At 43.8% G+C, this 16,703-nt stretch carries 16 protein-coding genes and 1 other annotated feature; of the genes, 11 read left to right on the forward strand and 5 right to left on the reverse strand.

Annotated features, from left to right (window positions below; translation table 11 throughout):
* Positions 1 to 17 precede the first annotated feature (17 nt).
* Positions 18 to 512 (reverse strand): hypothetical protein, encoded by a 495-nt coding sequence (locus GZ22_RS00555; RefSeq protein ID WP_174416606.1) that lies wholly within the window; start codon positions 510 to 512, stop codon positions 18 to 20.
* 103 nt (positions 513 to 615) lie between these two features.
* Here GZ22_RS00555 and GZ22_RS00560 point away from each other — a divergent pair, with 103 nt between their 5' ends.
* From GZ22_RS00560 to GZ22_RS00575, 4 genes are all read left to right on the forward strand, one after another.
* On the forward strand, positions 616 to 1,464 hold the full coding sequence (locus GZ22_RS00560; RefSeq protein WP_038557685.1) for a DUF1206 domain-containing protein: 849 nt from the start codon (positions 616 to 618) through the stop codon (positions 1,462 to 1,464).
* A gap of 271 nt (positions 1,465 to 1,735) precedes the next feature.
* Complete coding sequence (locus GZ22_RS00565) at positions 1,736 to 2,152, forward strand: DUF1641 domain-containing protein (protein ID WP_038557686.1); 417 nt, start codon at positions 1,736 to 1,738, stop codon at positions 2,150 to 2,152.
* Positions 2,153 to 2,181: 29 nt separating this feature from the next.
* Positions 2,182 to 3,360, forward strand: a complete 1,179-nt coding sequence (locus GZ22_RS00570) for an NAD(P)/FAD-dependent oxidoreductase (protein ID WP_038557688.1) — start codon at positions 2,182 to 2,184, stop codon at positions 3,358 to 3,360.
* A 119-nt stretch (positions 3,361 to 3,479) separates the two neighbouring features.
* Positions 3,480 to 3,729 (forward strand) — a binding site (T-box leader).
* Between the two features lie 63 nt (positions 3,730 to 3,792).
* The gene (locus tag GZ22_RS00575) at positions 3,793 to 4,995 is read left to right on the forward strand and encodes an MFS transporter (RefSeq protein WP_051747896.1); all 1,203 of its coding nucleotides are present in this window, start codon (positions 3,793 to 3,795) and stop codon (positions 4,993 to 4,995) included.
* Between the two features lie 44 nt (positions 4,996 to 5,039).
* Here GZ22_RS00575 and chrA read toward each other — a convergent pair whose 3' ends face one another.
* On the reverse strand, positions 5,040 to 6,221 hold the full coding sequence (chrA, locus tag GZ22_RS00580; RefSeq protein ID WP_038557691.1) for a chromate efflux transporter: 1,182 nt from the start codon (positions 6,219 to 6,221) through the stop codon (positions 5,040 to 5,042).
* A gap of 206 nt (positions 6,222 to 6,427) precedes the next feature.
* Here chrA and GZ22_RS00585 point away from each other — a divergent pair, with 206 nt between their 5' ends.
* The 3 genes from GZ22_RS00585 to GZ22_RS00595 all read left to right on the forward strand — a co-directional run bounded on the left by GZ22_RS00585 (position 6,428) and on the right by GZ22_RS00595 (position 9,406).
* On the forward strand, positions 6,428 to 7,009 hold the full coding sequence (locus GZ22_RS00585; RefSeq protein WP_245609693.1) for a TetR/AcrR family transcriptional regulator: 582 nt from the start codon (positions 6,428 to 6,430) through the stop codon (positions 7,007 to 7,009).
* 28 nt (positions 7,010 to 7,037) lie between these two features.
* Positions 7,038 to 8,492: a DHA2 family efflux MFS transporter permease subunit gene (locus GZ22_RS00590; protein ID WP_051747897.1), complete on the forward strand. Its 1,455-nt coding sequence runs from the start codon at positions 7,038 to 7,040 to the stop codon at positions 8,490 to 8,492.
* 89 nt (positions 8,493 to 8,581) lie between these two features.
* Positions 8,582 to 9,406, forward strand: a complete 825-nt coding sequence (locus tag GZ22_RS00595) for a GNAT family N-acetyltransferase (RefSeq protein WP_038557693.1) — start codon at positions 8,582 to 8,584, stop codon at positions 9,404 to 9,406.
* A 27-nt stretch (positions 9,407 to 9,433) separates the two neighbouring features.
* Here the strand turns inward: GZ22_RS00595 and GZ22_RS00600 are convergent, their stop codons facing one another.
* Positions 9,434 to 10,717 carry an aspartate aminotransferase type Ic gene (locus GZ22_RS00600; RefSeq protein WP_038557694.1) on the reverse strand — a complete coding sequence of 428 codons (1,284 nt, stop codon included), beginning with the start codon at positions 10,715 to 10,717 and terminating at the stop codon, positions 9,434 to 9,436.
* Positions 10,718 to 10,834: 117 nt separating this feature from the next.
* Here GZ22_RS00600 and GZ22_RS00605 point away from each other — a divergent pair, with 117 nt between their 5' ends.
* Positions 10,835 to 11,962, forward strand: coding sequence for an alpha-hydroxy acid oxidase (locus GZ22_RS00605; protein ID WP_038557695.1), 1,128 nt, complete (start codon positions 10,835 to 10,837; stop codon positions 11,960 to 11,962).
* A gap of 26 nt (positions 11,963 to 11,988) precedes the next feature.
* Positions 11,989 to 12,426, forward strand: a complete 438-nt coding sequence (gene psiE / locus GZ22_RS00610) for a phosphate-starvation-inducible protein PsiE (RefSeq protein WP_051747899.1) — start codon at positions 11,989 to 11,991, stop codon at positions 12,424 to 12,426.
* Between the two features lie 18 nt (positions 12,427 to 12,444).
* Here the strand turns inward: psiE and GZ22_RS00615 are convergent, their stop codons facing one another.
* On the reverse strand, positions 12,445 to 12,993 hold the full coding sequence (locus GZ22_RS00615) for a hypothetical protein (protein ID WP_038557698.1): 549 nt from the start codon (positions 12,991 to 12,993) through the stop codon (positions 12,445 to 12,447).
* A gap of 112 nt (positions 12,994 to 13,105) precedes the next feature.
* Here GZ22_RS00615 and GZ22_RS00620 point away from each other — a divergent pair, with 112 nt between their 5' ends.
* Positions 13,106 to 13,708 carry a TetR/AcrR family transcriptional regulator gene (locus GZ22_RS00620; protein WP_038557699.1) on the forward strand — a complete coding sequence of 201 codons (603 nt, stop codon included), beginning with the start codon at positions 13,106 to 13,108 and terminating at the stop codon, positions 13,706 to 13,708.
* Between the two features lie 268 nt (positions 13,709 to 13,976).
* The gene (locus tag GZ22_RS00625) at positions 13,977 to 15,422 is read left to right on the forward strand and encodes an NADP-dependent glyceraldehyde-3-phosphate dehydrogenase (protein WP_038557700.1); all 1,446 of its coding nucleotides are present in this window, start codon (positions 13,977 to 13,979) and stop codon (positions 15,420 to 15,422) included.
* 42 nt (positions 15,423 to 15,464) lie between these two features.
* Here GZ22_RS00625 and ystJ read toward each other — a convergent pair whose 3' ends face one another.
* Positions 15,465 to 16,703, reverse strand: a complete 1,239-nt coding sequence (gene ystJ, locus GZ22_RS00630; RefSeq protein ID WP_038557702.1) for an NADP-dependent malic enzyme — start codon at positions 16,701 to 16,703, stop codon at positions 15,465 to 15,467.

Genomic DNA, 16,703 nt, shown 5'->3' on the forward strand with positions numbered 1-16,703 from the left:
GAAGGCCTGTTTTTTTATTAAAAGCAGCTGAATGCCGCAACTCGTCTGAGATCGATGCCAAAATACTGCCAGCGGAACTGCTGTGGACGCCAACGGAAGCCGGCGATGGACGTGCGGCCGACAAATACTGGGTAGTACCAGAAGCGCTGCCCGTTCTCAAGCTGCATGTAAGTGTATCGGAAAAGACAGAAACGGATTCCACCCGGATCTACAGCAAATGTAGAGGGACCACCTGTGCCTACTGACTGCAGCTGTGGAATTTGAGATGGAGGAGGTCCAGGAGGTCCAAATTGCCCCTGCTGTCCGCCACTTCCTGGAGGAGGTCCGCCTGGAAAGCCGCCTTGGCCGCCTCCGAAACCAGGACCACCGAAGCCAGGACCACCGAAACCGGGACCACCTGAGCCAGGACCGCCAAAACCAGGTCCGCCTGGAAATTGAATTTGTCGTTGCTGTTCTTGTTTATCATCATTTTCGTTGTACATCATCATTCTCCCTTCTTGCTTCTCCTTCATCGTATGTAGGCATCTGTGCAAGGGTAGCTTGCCTATACTATTTTTCTGGTTTCTCTTATACACGGCTTGGGTATAGCTTTTAAAACAGGAGAGGAAGACGGTTATGGCCGACAAACAAGAAGCCAAACGAAAAGCAAGGGAGACAAAAGAAGAAACAAAACCATGGATCCGCAGATTCGGACGAATCGGCTATATGTCTCAGGGAATCGTCTATGCCCTCATCGGTGTTCTAGCATTATTAGCTGCGCTTCATGTGGGAGGAGATACAACTGACACAGGTGGTATGCTGCAGAAACTTGCAGGTATGCCCTTCGGAAATGTTTTGTTATGGCTGATCGGAATAGGGCTAATTGGGTATGTATGCTGGGATGCGATACTTGCCATCAAGGATCCGAACAATGAAGGAAACGGGGCAAAAGGAATTATTGTTCGCATAGGCTATGGCGTCAGCACCATCATATATGCCAGTATTGCGTTTAATGCGCTTCGTTTTGCTGCTACAAATCAAGGGAGTGGCGGAGGGAGCGAACAATCCCTGACAGCAAAGCTTCTTACATATCCCTTCGGACAGTGGCTGGTTGCGGCTGTCGGGCTTATTATTATCGGATACGGTATCTTTGAATTTTTCAGTGGTGTAACGGGAAGTTTTATGAATAAATTTAAGGCAGGAGAAATGAATAAGCACGAAAAACGGGCAGCTCGCCATGCGGGCCGTATGGGTTTGATTAGCAGAGGTATTGTTTTTGCTATAGTTGGATTCTTTTTTGTCCTGACTGCTATTCAATCCGATCCGGATGAAGCAAAGGGGCTGGATGGTGCACTCTCGGAAGTGTCACAGCAGCCATTCGGACGCTGGCTTCTTGCAATTGTAGCGGTTGGTTTCATTCTGTTCGGAGTATACAGTGTCATCCGCGGTCGCTATGAAAATATGAGCTTTGGGAAGAATGCATAATAATATTGATATTTTCCCCAAATAGGGGGAAAGCTACGAAAGCAGAAGAGTGACAGGGCTTTTATTATGTCTTTTTTTCGAATATATAATAGGAAATGAAAAAAATCATTAACGCGTGTGAAATAACTTTTGACAAGTTCTCCAAGTAGGAGTAAAGTTGTAGGTGGATATTTTGAGCAAATTGTGAACGTACAGTTGTGAACAAATTCACAACAAAGTATAATGTTTACGTATAAATATAATGCATTACCATAGCAAAGGAGAATACGTTATGTCAGAAACAAACGAAAGTGTTAGCCAGAGCCAACAAGACCTAGCTGCACAATTGCTAAAACCTGAAGTACAAGAATCATTGACTTCTTTAATTGAACAGCTTCCAAAAATCAATGAACTTGTGAACGCTTTGACTGCTTCTTACGACTTCGCGCAAGCTGTAGCTACAGATGATGTGTTGAAATCCGATACAGTAGGTGCTATTACTGAAGTGCTTCACCCAGTCACAGACTCAGTGAAGTCAGTAGCTCAAACTGCAATTGAAGCAAAAGATCGCGCAGAAGCAAGCAACGAAACAATCGGTTTGTTCGGTTTGCTACGTCTGATGAAGGATCCACAAGCACAGAAGATGTTCCGTTTTGTTCAGAGCTATCTTGAAGTTGCGAACGAAAAAGAAAAACAAAAACAAAAATAAGAGCTTAAGGTAAGGACGGAGGATTAAGTATGGCAAAGAATATCGTTATTTTAGGCGCCGGTTATGGCGGAGTCTTAGCCGCTCAAAACGTACGTAAGTATTACACTAAAGCGCAAGCGAATGTAACACTTATCAATAAAACACCTACACACCAAATTATCACTGAGCTTCACCGTCTTGCAGCAGGAAGCATTTCTGAGAAAGCAGTGGCAATGCCTGTAGAGAAGCTTTTGAAAGGTTTGGATGTAGACTTCAAAGTAGCAACAGTAGAAGGCTTTAATGTCGACAAGAAAGAAGTTGTTCTTGCAGGCGGAAATACGCTTTCTTACGATGCTTTGGTAGTAGGTCTTGGAAGTAAGACTGCTTACTTCGGTATCCCTGGATTGGAAGAAAACAGCCTTGTATTGAAATCAGCAGATGATGCAAACAAAGTATTCAACCAAATCCAAGATAAAATTAAAGCATATGCAGCTTCTAAAAACCCTGCAGATGCAACAATTCTTATCGGTGGCGGCGGTCTGACTGGTGTTGAGCTAGTTGGTGAAATCGCGGACAAGCTTGCTTCTTACTGCTTGCCTCACGGTGTAGATCCTAAAGAAATCAAGCTTCAGCTCGTTGAAGCTGGTCCAAAGGTTCTTCCAATGCTTCCACAGCATCTAATCGACCGTGCGCAATCCAGCTTGGAAAAACGCGGCGTAGAATTCTTGCTTGGCTTGCCTGTAACGAACGTGGAAGGCAATGTCGTGGAATTGAAAGATGGTCAGAAAATCGAAACAAATACATTTGTTTGGACAGGCGGCGTACAAGCGCTTCCAATGGTAGCTGAATCAGGACTTGAAACAGATCGCGGCCGTGCGACTGTTAACAACTTCCTTCAGTCTAAGAGCCACCCAGATGTATTTGTTGTCGGTGACAGTGCTGTATACTTTGGTGAAGACGGTCGCCCTTGGCCACCAACTGCACAAATCGCTTGGCAAATGGGCGAGCTAGTAGGTTATAACCTATTTGCTTTCCTTGAAGGCAAAACAATGGAAAACTTCAGCCCGATCAACTCTGGTACACTTGCAAGCCTTGGCCGCAAGGATGCTGTAGCATTCATTGGTGCTAACCAAACACCATTGAAAGGTCTTCCAGCTACGATGATGAAAGAAGCAAGTAACATCCGCTACTTGACTCACGTAAAAGGCCTATTCAGCTTAGCTTACTAATAAGTTAAAAAAGCAGACATTCCTTTTGGAATGTCTGCTTTTTTTGTCTAAAAATATATATCAAAAAATTCTTACTACTTATTGCGCTGTATGACTAAAGGTGGTATTATAGAAAAAATTTACAAGTGATGAAGCGGAATAGTACAGCATGTAAACTCCTTGTGCAGAGAATCCCTGTATTGGTGAAAAGGGTGAAGGAGAACAGTTGGAACAAACCGCGGAGCTGCTTGCCGGATAAAAATGATGGCAGGTCGGGAGCGCCCGTTAGCGCGCAAGGGTATACGCAGGAATGCGCGTACTTTTTGAGCCTGGCTTGGGTGACCTGCTGGGGAAACTAGGGTGGCACCGCGACGGTATCTCGCCCCTAAGATGACAATCTTGGGGGTGGGATTTTTTTATTGCTTCACTTCAATCAGAGAGAGGGGAATGGAGATGAAGAAATACCGTTTACGTGCTATCGGAATGCTTATCGCAATTGCATGTGCATCATGCGGGGAGTGGCTGTATCTGATTGCTTTGAATTTAAAGGTATACGAGCAAGCAGATCAAGCTGCAGCAGCTGTTGCAATCCTTTATATGATCAAGCCTGCAGCAGGGTTACTAATGAACAGCTGGGCTGGCAGTATGATTGATCGGTTGGATAATCGGAAGCTGATGATTTTATTGTACGTTATAAGGATTTCAGGAATAGCTGGGATGATCATGGCCAATTCACTGTGGCAAATTTACGTACTGGTTTTCTTCGTAGCAGCTGCAGGTGCTATCTTTGAACCTGCGAGCTTGCCATATATAACTGGATTAATCCAAAAACGGCACTGGCAGAAATTCAATTCCTACCGTGCTATTGCGGATGGCAGCGGATTTGTTTTAGGTCCTGCGGCTGCAGGAATTTTGGTTGGCGCAGGATCTGTTGAGGTTGCTTTAAGTGCCAATATAATGCTGCTATTACTAGCAGTTTTTATTATCATTGCCTTGCCGTCTGTAAAAGTCATCTTGGAAGAAAGAACAGAAAAAAAGTGGCTGCAAATTTGGAAGGAAGATTGGCGTCTTGTTACAGCTTTCAGTAAAAAGTTCGTCATGCTGACTCTTTTGCTGCTGCTGTTCAGCTGCATCACTGTCATGACTGCAGCTGTCGATTCGATGGAAGTTGCTTTTTCTGCAGAAGCAATCGGATTATCAGAGCCTGCTTATGGACTGCTTGTAAGTATTGCTGGAATCGGTTTTATTTCAGGTTCTATACTGTTGACTATTGTAAGTCGCCATTTTCGTGCCATTCAGCTGCTTACTTATGGGGGAGTCGGAGGAGCGTTAGGGTATGTGCTGTTTGCTTTTTCTCAAAGCTTTCTTCCGGCGAGTGTGGGTGTTTTCATTTTATCCGGAGCGCTTGCTTTTGCGAATACTGGGTATATAACTTATATGCAAGAGCATGTTTCAGTTGAAAAGATGGGTCGTATGCTGAGTATGTATCAATCAATAGAATCGATCTTAATAATCGGGATGACAGCAGTTTTAGCTGGTATCAATCAGCTGACGAGTGTAGCAGTAGCAGTGCAGACTGGCTGTCTGATCATGTTATCGTTGACGGTCCTATTAATCATAATCAGCAAAAGAGCACCAGTACGAGAAAAAGCCTGATATCCTTCGGGGTACCAGGCTTTTTCTTATGTGTTTACGAATCTTTACAAAATCAAGCCGCAAGCAGCACCGAGAAATACGATAACCCACGCCGGGACCTTCCAAAAAGCAAGCAGGCAGTAAAAGATTGCGGCAAGTGCAATATCAGTGGCTGTGTGAATAGTCGATGACCAAATAGGGATGAAAAAGGCGCTGATTAATATTCCTACTACTGCAGCATTTATTCCAGCGAAGGCTTTGCGGAAGCTACTGTTTTTTTGCAGACTCGTCCAGAATGGCAGTGCTCCGATCAAGAGCAGAAAAGCTGGAAGGAAAATAGCTGCAGTAGCTAATAATCCGCCTTGCCATCCGTAAAGCACGGTCCCTAGATATGCTGCAAATGTAAAGAGTGGCCCAGGGACTGCCTGAGCAGCTCCGTATCCTGCAAGAAAATCTTGCTGACTAATCAAACCGCTTGGGACGAATTCTCGCTCCAAAAGCGGAAGTACAACATGACCGCCTCCGAATACAAGTGAGCCGGATCTATAGAAGCTGTCGGCCATGGCAAGAAACGGAGAATCTGTTATAGCGCGGATCATAGGCAGTCCGGCTAACAAAAGGAAAAACAGACTAAGGCAAATCGCGCCAGTTCTCTTACTGATAGAAATATGTAAATGACCGGATTCCTCACCTTTTTGATTTGGACGAAGCAGAAAGTATCCAACACCTGCTGCAAGCAATAGTGCCAGCAGCTGAGATAATTGATGAGGCCATAAAAGTGTCAGGACAAGCGCACCTAAGGCAATGCCCTTCGTAATAGAGTTAGCTGTGAGTTTTTGGCTCATTCCAAGTACGGCATGAGCAACAACAGCAACTGCGACTAGCTTCAATCCTTGAATCCAGCCTGCATCTGAAAGGTTTGTTTGCCCCGTAAATAGGGCGAATAAGATGAGTATCAGAACCGAAGGCAGGGTAAACCCGATAAATGAGATAATTCCTCCAATGATCCCGCCTCTTATAATTCCGATGCCAATACCGACTTGACTGCTGGCAGGGCCGGGAAGGAATTGGCTCAGTGCAACCAAATTGGCATATGTGTGTTCATCGATCCAGCGTTTGTTCCGTACATATGTTTCCTGAAAGTAACCGAGATGAGCAATAGGACCACCAAATGATGTACATCCTAAGCGGAAAGAAATTAAAAAGATAGTAAGGAGATTTGATAATTTTTTTGAGGTATTCGTCATATTCAGTGTTCCTTTCCATATATTAATCGTTGGAATGGGGTGAAACGTGTTATGAAAATTCATTTGTACTATAACATTGCCTTTCCTATGACGCATGAGAATTTACATTAAATTAATAAATAAAATTGCAGATTACATTCTTGACAGTTCAAACAAAAGAAATTATTATTATCTAGACCAATCGTTATAATTTAAGGGGTGCAAGGTTGTATGGGACAGTGAAAAAGAAGGAAAGCACAAAAGAACTTATCTTACGTACCGCTTCAGAGCTGTTCCAGCGTCAGGGTTATCATGGCACAGGCTTGAATCAGATTATTGAGGAAAGCGGTGCTCCTAAAGGTTCGCTGTACTATCATTTTCCCAATGGGAAAGAAGAGATTGCAGTAGAAGCAATTAAGCTGATGAAGAAGCATGTCCTCGAAGGAGCCGCAAAGGATCTGGAGGAGAAGGATACTGCAGCAGAGGCTTTTCAGTATCATATCCATAAGATTGCTTCCGATTTTGAAAAAAAACATCAAATGGAAGGTGTTCAAATCGGACTGATTGCGTCGGAAACTGCAGCGACGCATGAAGCGCTGCGAAACAGTTGCCAGCATGCTTATGCTGACTGGCAGGCATTGTACGCAAATCGATTGATCGCTTTTGGCTATGAAAAGGAAATGGCGAATGATTTAGCCGTTACGATAAATGCCTTGATAGAAGGGGCCGTAACCCTGGCTCTGACAAGTGCATCGGGAAGCCCGCTATATAGTGTGGCGAGACAGCTTCCGTCATTACTTAAACAATAATTCCACATTGGAGGAGAAAGCTTTGCAAATGGATAGTAATAATACTGCTTCAACAGCAGTGAATAGCAGCGAAATCAAAGCTATGCCAATCATCATCTCATTCTTGATTGCTGGTTTTGTCGGTCTGTTCAGTGAGACAGCGTTGAATATTGCGCTGCAGAATATTATTAATGGATTTGGTATCTCAGCATCTTCAGCTCAATGGCTGACTACGGGTTATCTATTGACACTTGGTGTGCTTGTGCCGGTTTCTGGTTTAATCATGCAGTGGTTCACGACGCGTCAGCTATTTTTAACATCTTTAGTGTTCTCAATTATCGGTACTATCATTGCTGCCGTTGCACCATCATTTGCTGTACTTTTGATCGCACGTATTGTGCAGGCAGTCGGAACTGCGCTATTGCTGCCGCTAATGTTCAACACTATCTTGAACATCATCCCGCCGCATCGACGTGGTAAAGCAATGGGATTGATCGGGCTAGTTATTATGTTCGCACCTGCAGTAGGGCCGACAATTTCAGGGTTGATCATCGATAAATTAACTTGGCATTGGATCTTCTGGTTCTCCTTGCCATTGCTATTAGTTGCACTTGTTTTCGGTGCATTCTTCATGCAAAACGTAACACAATTAACGAAGCCGAAAATCGATATCCTGTCTATTATCTTATCGACTATCGGTTTCGGTGGAGTAGTTTATGGCTTCAGTCATGCTGGTGAAGGCGGAGGTTGGGGTGACCCAATCGTAATCGTTGCTATTGCAGCTGGTGTCTTGAGTCTTATTCTATTCTCTGTTCGTCAGGTTAAGATGGATCAGCCGATGATGAATTTGAATGCATTTAAGTATCCAATGTTCGTATTAGGATTGGTACTGATTTTAGTAAGTATGATGGTTATGCTTTCTTCTATGATCTTGCTGCCTTTGTACTTGCAAACATCTCTAGCGCTTACTCCGCTAGTTGCTGGTCTGACAATGCTTCCTGGCGGTGTTATCAATGGTTTGCTTTCCCCAGTAATGGGTGGACTATTTGATAAATTTGGACCGAGATTCCTTGTTACTCCTGGTCTTATCATTGTCACTTTGGTTATGTTCGGATTCTCTACCATTTCTCTAGATACGTCTACTGGCTTCATCATTGGATTGCATATCGCTTTGATGATTGGTATCTCAATGATCATGATGCCAGCACAGACAAATGGTTTGAACCAGTTACCTCCTAGTCTGTACCCAGATGGAACAGCTATTATGAACACATTGCAACAGGTTGCTGGTGCAATTGGTACTGCTGTAGCGATCTCTATCATGACAGCTGGACAGAAGAGCTTCATGGAAGATGCAGCTAATCCACAAGATCCAGCTACAATGATTCAAGCCTTCACAGAAGGTGTCCAAAGTTCGTTTATATTTGGTATCATTGTTGCTATTATCGGTGTGGTCATCAGTATCTTCATCCGACGAGTGAAAGTGGATCATCAAGCAAATTAATTAAAATCCTGCCGTTTATTCGGCAGGATTTTTTTACATGGAAAATTAAGGTATGATAAGTGGGTAAACAGAGATTGGGGGTAAAGTGTTTGCTTACTATTGAACAATTAGAAGAAATAAAAGCACTTCAGCAAGTAGTAGAAAGATACGACAGTATAGAGTTGAAGCTGAATTGGGATATGCTTGAGAACAGAAGTGAAGAGGAGCAGACTGATTTTTTGACCTATGATTCGGGTCAGCTTGTAGGATTTCTTGGGTTATATAGTTTCGGGAGCAAAATCGAAGTATGTGGCATGGTGCATCCAGATTACCGCCGGAAAGGCATCTTCAGCAATTTATTCCAGAACAGTCATTTTGCCCTGGAAAAAGCTCGGCACATACTGCTGAATGTCCCGGCAAACAGTAAATTAGGCAAGCAATGGTTAGATTCAATAACTTGTATATATGAAGAATCAGAGTACATGATGAAATGGGAGGGAAAGGTACTTCCTGATCAGGATGAATCCATCAGTTTACGACCTTCACGTAAAGAAGATATCGACATGAAAATGAAATTGGATATTGTCTGTTTTGATTTCAAAGCGGAGGAAGCAAAAATGTATAACGACCGTTTGGAAAAGGAAGGATTACAGAAGGAGTTTTTCATGATTGAGGCGGAAGATAAAATAGTCGGGAAAATCCGTATCCATCGTGATAAAGAACGAAGTGAGATATATGGCTTTGCTGTACTACCAGATTTCCAAGGAAAAGGATATGGAAGAAAGGCTCTTCAGAAAGCTGTGCGGATGGAAGCTCAGCAGGGGCAATCAGTTTATTTGGATGTCCAGACTGAGAATGAAAAGGCATTGTCTTTATATACGGCGATAGGATTTATAAAGGAGAGCCAGCAGGATTATTATCTTTATTCTATTTAAAAAGGCCACCCTAAGGGTGGCCTTACTTTATTTCTGCAATAGACGATTAATACTCACCATTTCGACGCACAAGCATAGTACATCGATGGCTTTCTTCAGTTCTTCAGTCGGTGGCAGTGTTGGTGCAATACGGATGTTCCGGTCATATGGATCCTTGCCGTAAGGGTAAGTTGCACCTGCGCCAGTCAATGTTACGCCGGCTTTTTTGGCAAGCTCCACGACATCCTTGGCACAGCCTTCCATTGTGTTCAAGCTAATGAAGTAGCCGCCTTTCGGATTCGTCCAATCGGCAATGTTTTTACCACCCAGCTTCTCCTCCAGGATTGTAAGGACAGTCTGGAATTTTGGCGCAATGATTTCGGCATGCTTTTTCATATGGGCAGAGAGAGTGTTTTTATCTTTCAAGAACGCCACGTGGCGCATCTGATTCAGCTTATCAGATCCAATTGATTGAACAGATAGATGCTTTTTATAGAAAGTAATATTCTTTTCGCTGGAAGCAAGAGCAGCAACACCAGAGCCTGGGAAGGTCACCTTGGAAGTAGAAGTGAATTCCATGACACGATCTGGATTTCCTGCATCTACTACTGCTGTCATGATGTTTTTCAGTTCATCTGGTTCTTCTGTAAGATGGTGGACGGTATAAGCATTGTCCCAGAAAATCCGAAAATCATCTGCAGCCGTTTGCATACCAGCAAGACGATCAACAACAGCATCGGAGTATGTAAAACCATCCGGATTGCTGTATTTAGGTACACACCAAATGCCTTTGATTTGAGAGTCCGCTGCAACGAGTTTTTCCACTTCATCCATGTCAGGACCTTCAGGTGTCATTGCAACTGGGATCATCTCGATTCCTAATGCTTCGCAAATTGTGAAGTGACGGTCATAGCCAGGGCTGGGGCAGAGGAATTTCACGTTGTCTTGCTTGATCCATGGTGTTGCTTCCTCGGATACACCATGAAGCAGGAATTGAACGATAGAATCATGCATCAAAGTCAAACTGCTGTTTCCGCCGACGATTACTTGCTTCGGTTCAACATCTAGGAGAGAAGCGAATAATGCTTTTGCTTCTGGGATGCCGTCCAATACACCGTAATTCCGGGCATCTGTTCCATTTTCCGTTTTTACCGTGCTGCTTGATGTAATAATATCGAGCATCGGCTGGGAAAGATCAAGCTGCTCTGTGCATGGTTTCCCGCGTGACATATCCAGCTGCAGCTGCTGACTGGCGATCGCCTCGTATGCATCCTGCAGTGTATTGTATTTCTGTTGTAACGCTTCATTCGAAAGATCTTGATAATTAGCCATGGTTGCCGCCTCCGTTGCTTATTTTTCAAAGATTATCTTAACACGAAAAGAGTGGAATTCCTAACGTGTTCGAATTATTCTATTAATATTACAAAGAAAGGAATGGGGGTTCGGGAAATGGGAAATGTTTTTACAAGAATCGGAGAAAAGATAAGTGATTATCCGTTGTTTACAGCGGAGTGGGAAGAGCGGGCTCGCGAAATTCTGCCGGCTGGTCCTTTTGGTTTTTTACAAAGCGGAGCTGGAGATGAAGTGACACTCGGGCAGAATCGAGAAGCATTCAGCGAGTACGATATCCTGCCGCGAGTACTGCGGGATGTCTCGAATGTAGATACTTCTATCAAGCTGTTCAGGCAGTCGCAAAGTATGCCTGTGATGCTTGCACCGGTAGGGTTTCAAGGAATCTTTCATTCACAGATGGAGCTTGGCACTGTGAAAGCTGCAGCAGCTGCTGGTATTCCGTTTGTTGCAAGCACGGTTACATCTGCTTCCTTGGAAGAGATTGCTGCGGCGGAACCAGATGCAGTGAAATGGTTCCAATTGTATTGGTCTAAAAATCGTGATTTAACTGCCAGCATGGCAAAGCGGGCAGAGAAAGCGGGCTATAAGGCAATTGTAGTAACGGTCGATACAGGCCTGCTAGGCTGGCGGAAGCGCGATTACCGGAATGGATATTCGCCGTTGAAGCTGTTAAAAGGAGCAGCAAATTACATAAATGACCCTGTTTTTCAGGAGCTGGTACCAGAGCTTACAGAAGAGCATATAAGAGAAGCGATACTGGAGAATATTCATCATCCGAATCTCACATGGGATGATTTGTTATTCCTGCGTGAACAGACAAGCTTGCCGATTGTTGTGAAAGGTATTCTGCACCCAGCAGATGCCAAGCAGGCAGTAGCATTAGGGATGGATGCTATTGTTGTATCCAACCATGGTGGAAGACAACTTGATAGTGCCATTGCTTCTTTGCGTGCATTGCCAGCTATTGCGAAAACAGTAAATGGAGCAGTGCCGGTATTAATGGATGGTGGTGTGCGAAGTGGAGCGGATGTATTCAAGGCAATAGCCCTGGGAGCCGACAGCGTTTTGATTGGCCGGCCGTATGTGTACGGACTCGCCGCTGGAGGACAAGCTGGGGTAAGCCGGGTGATCGAGGATCTGCGAACAGAGCTTCAGTTGACATATGCTTTGTCAGGAGTGGCTCGAACAAAGGACATAGATGCAGCTTATTTAGTAAAAAGGTAGGGAATAGCACATTTAGAGGTGAAACTATGCGGACACAAACACACACAAAGAAAAAACGGACGAAGGGCACAATTGCAACAGTCCTGCAGTACGTACTGAATGTAGCACTTATTCTTTTAGCTATCGCAATTTCCATATTGCTAGTGAAGGAATTGATCGATATTATCTCCAACTCCTTGTTCAATGAAGGCAATACATCCCGCCTGGAATTTTTGAATAATATCCTGGTATTTTTCCTGTATTTCGAGTTTATCGCTATGATCGTAAAGTATTTTCAGGAGGATTATCACTTTCCGATCCGGTATTTTCTTTATATCGGCATCACAGCACTTATTCGTTTGATTGTCGTTTATCATGAGAGCGCGCTATATACATTGTATTACTGCGGTGCGATTCTCCTGCTTGTTATTTGTTATTTCATCATGAATAGAGCAAATGAAAGATCTAAGAAAGAAGACTTCTAAAAAGAGAAGTATGCCGCTTTAAGAGCCGGCATGCTTCTCTTTTTTTGGGTATAAGGTGTAGCTGAAGCTGATAATAAAATCGATGCCAAGTATGATTGACCAGATACGCAGGACATTAGAGAGTGCTTCTGTGCGACTAGCATCGTGAATCCAATAGATGACTGCGAGCAGCAAGCCAGCACCGATGATATATGCAAGCAAGTGCTGCAGCCAACCCTTAGCTTCCTTTCTAGCATGCTCTTTACCGTAGAGTTTCTTCGGTTTCTCGCCTTGTTTTGTAATGTAATAAGCAAAGCGCTGATCGGCCCAGCGTATCATAGATTTTCCATATGCTAAGCTGACGCCTATATAAATGGCGGCAATGGCATGAGCGTTTGTTGCTGTTGACCCGCGAGCTAGATCAAATCCGGTGGCTGCAAGAAGTGTGAGGTCAATTAAAGGGGTTGCTCCGAGCAAGATTATACCGACTTTAGGAAGTTTAAACACATAGCGAGCAATCAGTCCGGCAGCAATAAAAACCCAAAATCCGACTTCACATAAAATGATTAAAACAATAATGCCGTTCATTTTTCATCTCCTTTTATAGTACAGTTGTATTATTATGCTAACACGGAAGTTTTTGTGATACAAGTGTATTATATAAATTGATTTCAAATAAAGTTTTTGCTACAGTAAAGCTATGCCAAAAAAAATAGATCATGAAGCAAGAAAACAAGATATAGCCAAAGCAACTTGGAAGGTCATCATGGATGGTGGGATGGAGGCAGCCTCCGTCCGTAATATTGCCAAAGAAGCCAATTTGTCACTTGGTGCGCTGCGTCATTATTTCACGACACAGGAAGAACTGCTTCACTATGCAATGGAACTTGTTAAAGCCCGCTGTGAAGCCCGGATTATGCAAGTGATTCAACAGGTGCTGCAGCCAAAACAGCTTGTGACAAGAGTTTTATTGGAGCTTATTCCAATTGATAAAGAAACAATGGCGGAAATGCAGGTGTGGTTTATGTTCACACTGCATTTCAAATACAAGCAAGGAGACACTTTCCGCCAAACTGACGGTATCCGGGAGACGGTGCAACGTCTGTTGATATTCCTTTCAGAAAGTGGAAACATGAAAGAGGGGAAAGATCTGCTGAAGGAAACGGAAAAATTATATGCACTGATCGATGGATTGGCTTTCCATCGTTTCATTGATCCTAAGAATTTTTCCGGCGAGTATGCTGCAGAAATCCTAACCGAATATGTAGATGACTTATGCCAGGAAGAAGAGAGGAGCAAATAATGCTCCTCTTTTTTTAGTTAAAAAAGAGTGCGTAATTAACTAAAATTTATAGGTGTGGTTTTGGGGTGGTAGTAAACTGGATAATAAAAATGACATACTAATCTTATATGTTATATACTTAGAAACCTTGATATTATGGAAAATATTTAATTATTTTTTTTGAGCAAAATGATTCCATTATAAAAATGTTAGTAGTAGAATGGGTGTCAGAAACTTTTTTAAGTTTTTTAATTAAATAAACTAACTGTAACACGAGGAGGAAAAAGTAGTGGAGTCAACATTAACAGCACAACGTTATTATGTGAATGGCGAATGGAAAGAAAGCACCACAGGAAATGTCGTAGAAATCATGTCACCGTACAAAGAGGGTGTCGTTGGTACTGTGCAGGCATTGTCTCAAGAAGAGGCAGCAGCAGCAATTCAATCTGCGAAGCAAGTACAAAAAGAATGGGCAAAGGTTTCCTTGCAGGAAAAAGCAGATCTGCTTTATAAATGGGCTGATGAGCTTCTTGCTATGCAGGATGAACTTGCACAAACAATGATGCTTGAAGTCGGTAAGAGCCTGAAAGATGCCAAAAGCGAAGTACAGCGGACTTATGACTATATCCGTTATACTGCGCAAGAAGCATTGCATACCAATGGCGAAAGCATGAGAGGCGATCGTTTCCCTGGTGGATCCAGCTCCAAGGTTGGAATTGTGGACAGAGTACCGTTAGGTGTCATTCTGGCAATTTCGCCTTTCAACTATCCAGTAAACTTGTCAGCATCCAAACTGGCTCCAGCACTTATTTCCGGTAATACGGTCATCTTCAAGCCTGCAACGCAAGGCGCTTTGAGCGGTATCAAGATGATGGAGGCGTTCGACCGAGCTGGCTTCCCAGCAGGTGTCGTCAATATCGTCACTGGCCGCGGTTCTGTCATCGGTGACTTCCTTGTGGAGCATAAAGATATTAGCATGGTTTCCTTCACTGGAGGAACTAAAACGGGTGAAAATCTGGCGAAAGTCGCTGGCATGAAGCCTGTCGTTCTTGAGCTTGGCGGTAAGGATCCTGGTATCGTCCGCGAAGATGCAGATCTTGATAAAGCAGTGAAGAATATCATCAGCGGAGCATATTCTTATTCAGGTCAGCGTTGTACAGCAATCAAACGTGTACTTGTCCATGATAATGTGGCAAATGACTTGGTTGCAAGATTGCAAGCGGAAGTGGAAAAATTGGCTGTTGGATCTCCAGAAGACGGCAATACAGTTGTTCCATTGATTGATAGTAAATCAGCAGATGGCGTGCAAGCGTTAATCGATGATGCTTTGGAAAAAGGCGCAACACTTATTGCAGGTAACAAACGTGAAGGCAATCTGATTCATCCGACATTGCTTGATCATGTAACCGAAGATATGGACGTTGCATGGGTAGAACCATTCGGTCCGGTACTGCCTGTCATCCGCGTTGGTTCTGATGAGGAAGCAATCGAGTTAGCTAATAAATCTGAGTACGGCTTGCAGGCGAGCATCTTCACTCGTGATGTAGATAAAGCCTTCTATATTGCGAATGAATTGGAAACAGGAGCTGTCCAAATCAATGGACGCACAGAGCGTGGCCCTGATCACTTCCCATTCCTTGGAGTAAAAGGTTCTGGTATGGGTACGCAAGGTATTGCGAACAGCATCCTTTCTATGACAAGAGAAAAATTGACTGTATTGAACTTGGATAAATAAAATAAAAAAAGAGGAATCCCGCGGGATTCCTCTTTTTTGTATTTAGTCTTCGTCAATGATTGTAAGCTGACGTGTTTTCTCAGCTATTTCTTCTGGATCAACAGTGATACGGTTGACGCCAGTATCCATCGCCGCTTTTGCTACTGCTTTTGCAACAGCTGGTGCAACGCGTGGGTCGAATGGAGCTGGGATAACGTAGTCTTCGTTCAGATCACTTTCGTCGATTAGATCTGCAATCGCTCTAGCAGCTGCAATCTTCATTTCTTCATTAATGCCAGTTGCGCGAACATCCAGGGCACCACGGAAGATACCAGGGAAAGCAAGTACGTTGTTCACCTGGTTAGGGAAGTCAGAGCGGCCTGTACCAATTACACGGGCACCTGCTTCTTTTGCATCATCTGGAAGGATTTCCGGATCTGGGTTCGCCATTGCGAAGATGATCGGATCTTTAGCCATTGTGCGTACGTCATCTTTAGACAATAGGTTTGCCAAAGATACACCGATGAACACGTCAGCATCCTTGATCGCATCGGAAAGGCTACCTTCCTGACGATCACGGTTTGTGATTTTCGCAACACGGTCCTTCATTTTGTTCATGCCCTCTGGACGACCTTCGTAGATCATACCTTTGGAGTCACACATGATAACATTGTTTACGCCAAGGCTGTGCAGCAATTCAATAATTGCGATACCTGCAGCGCCAGCGCCGTTCGCTACAACTTTGATGTTATCAAAGCTTTTGCCAACCAATTTCAATGCGTTCAGTAAACCAGCAACTGTTACGATTGCAGTACCATGCTGATCATCGTGGAATACTGGAATGTCAGTTTCTGCTTTCAAACGCTCTTCGATTTCGAAGCAGCGAGGAGCGGAAATATCCTCTAAGTTCACGCCGCCGAATGTTGGTGCCATCAATTTTACCGTGCGAACGATTTCGTCGACATCGTTTGTATCAAGCACGATTGGGAAGCTATCAACACCTGCGAAGCTTTGGAATAGAACGGATTTTCCTTCCATTACCGGAAGAGACGCTTCTGGACCGATGTTACCAAGGCCAAGCACGGCAGAGCCGTCACTGACAACCGCAACCATGTTGCCTTTCATCGTGTATTCGTAGACATTATCCTTGTTTTGGTGGATCTCTTTACAAGGTTCAGCTACACCAGGAGAATAAGCAAGACTCAAATCCGTTGCATTACGGACAGGGATCTTCGACTTCATTGTCAGTTTCCCTTTATTTTCACGGTGTATTTTCAGTGCATCTTCTCGTAGATTACTCAT

The organism is Terribacillus saccharophilus (assembly GCF_000725365.1).
Taxonomy (GTDB): domain Bacteria; phylum Bacillota; class Bacilli; order Bacillales; family Amphibacillaceae; genus Terribacillus; species Terribacillus saccharophilus.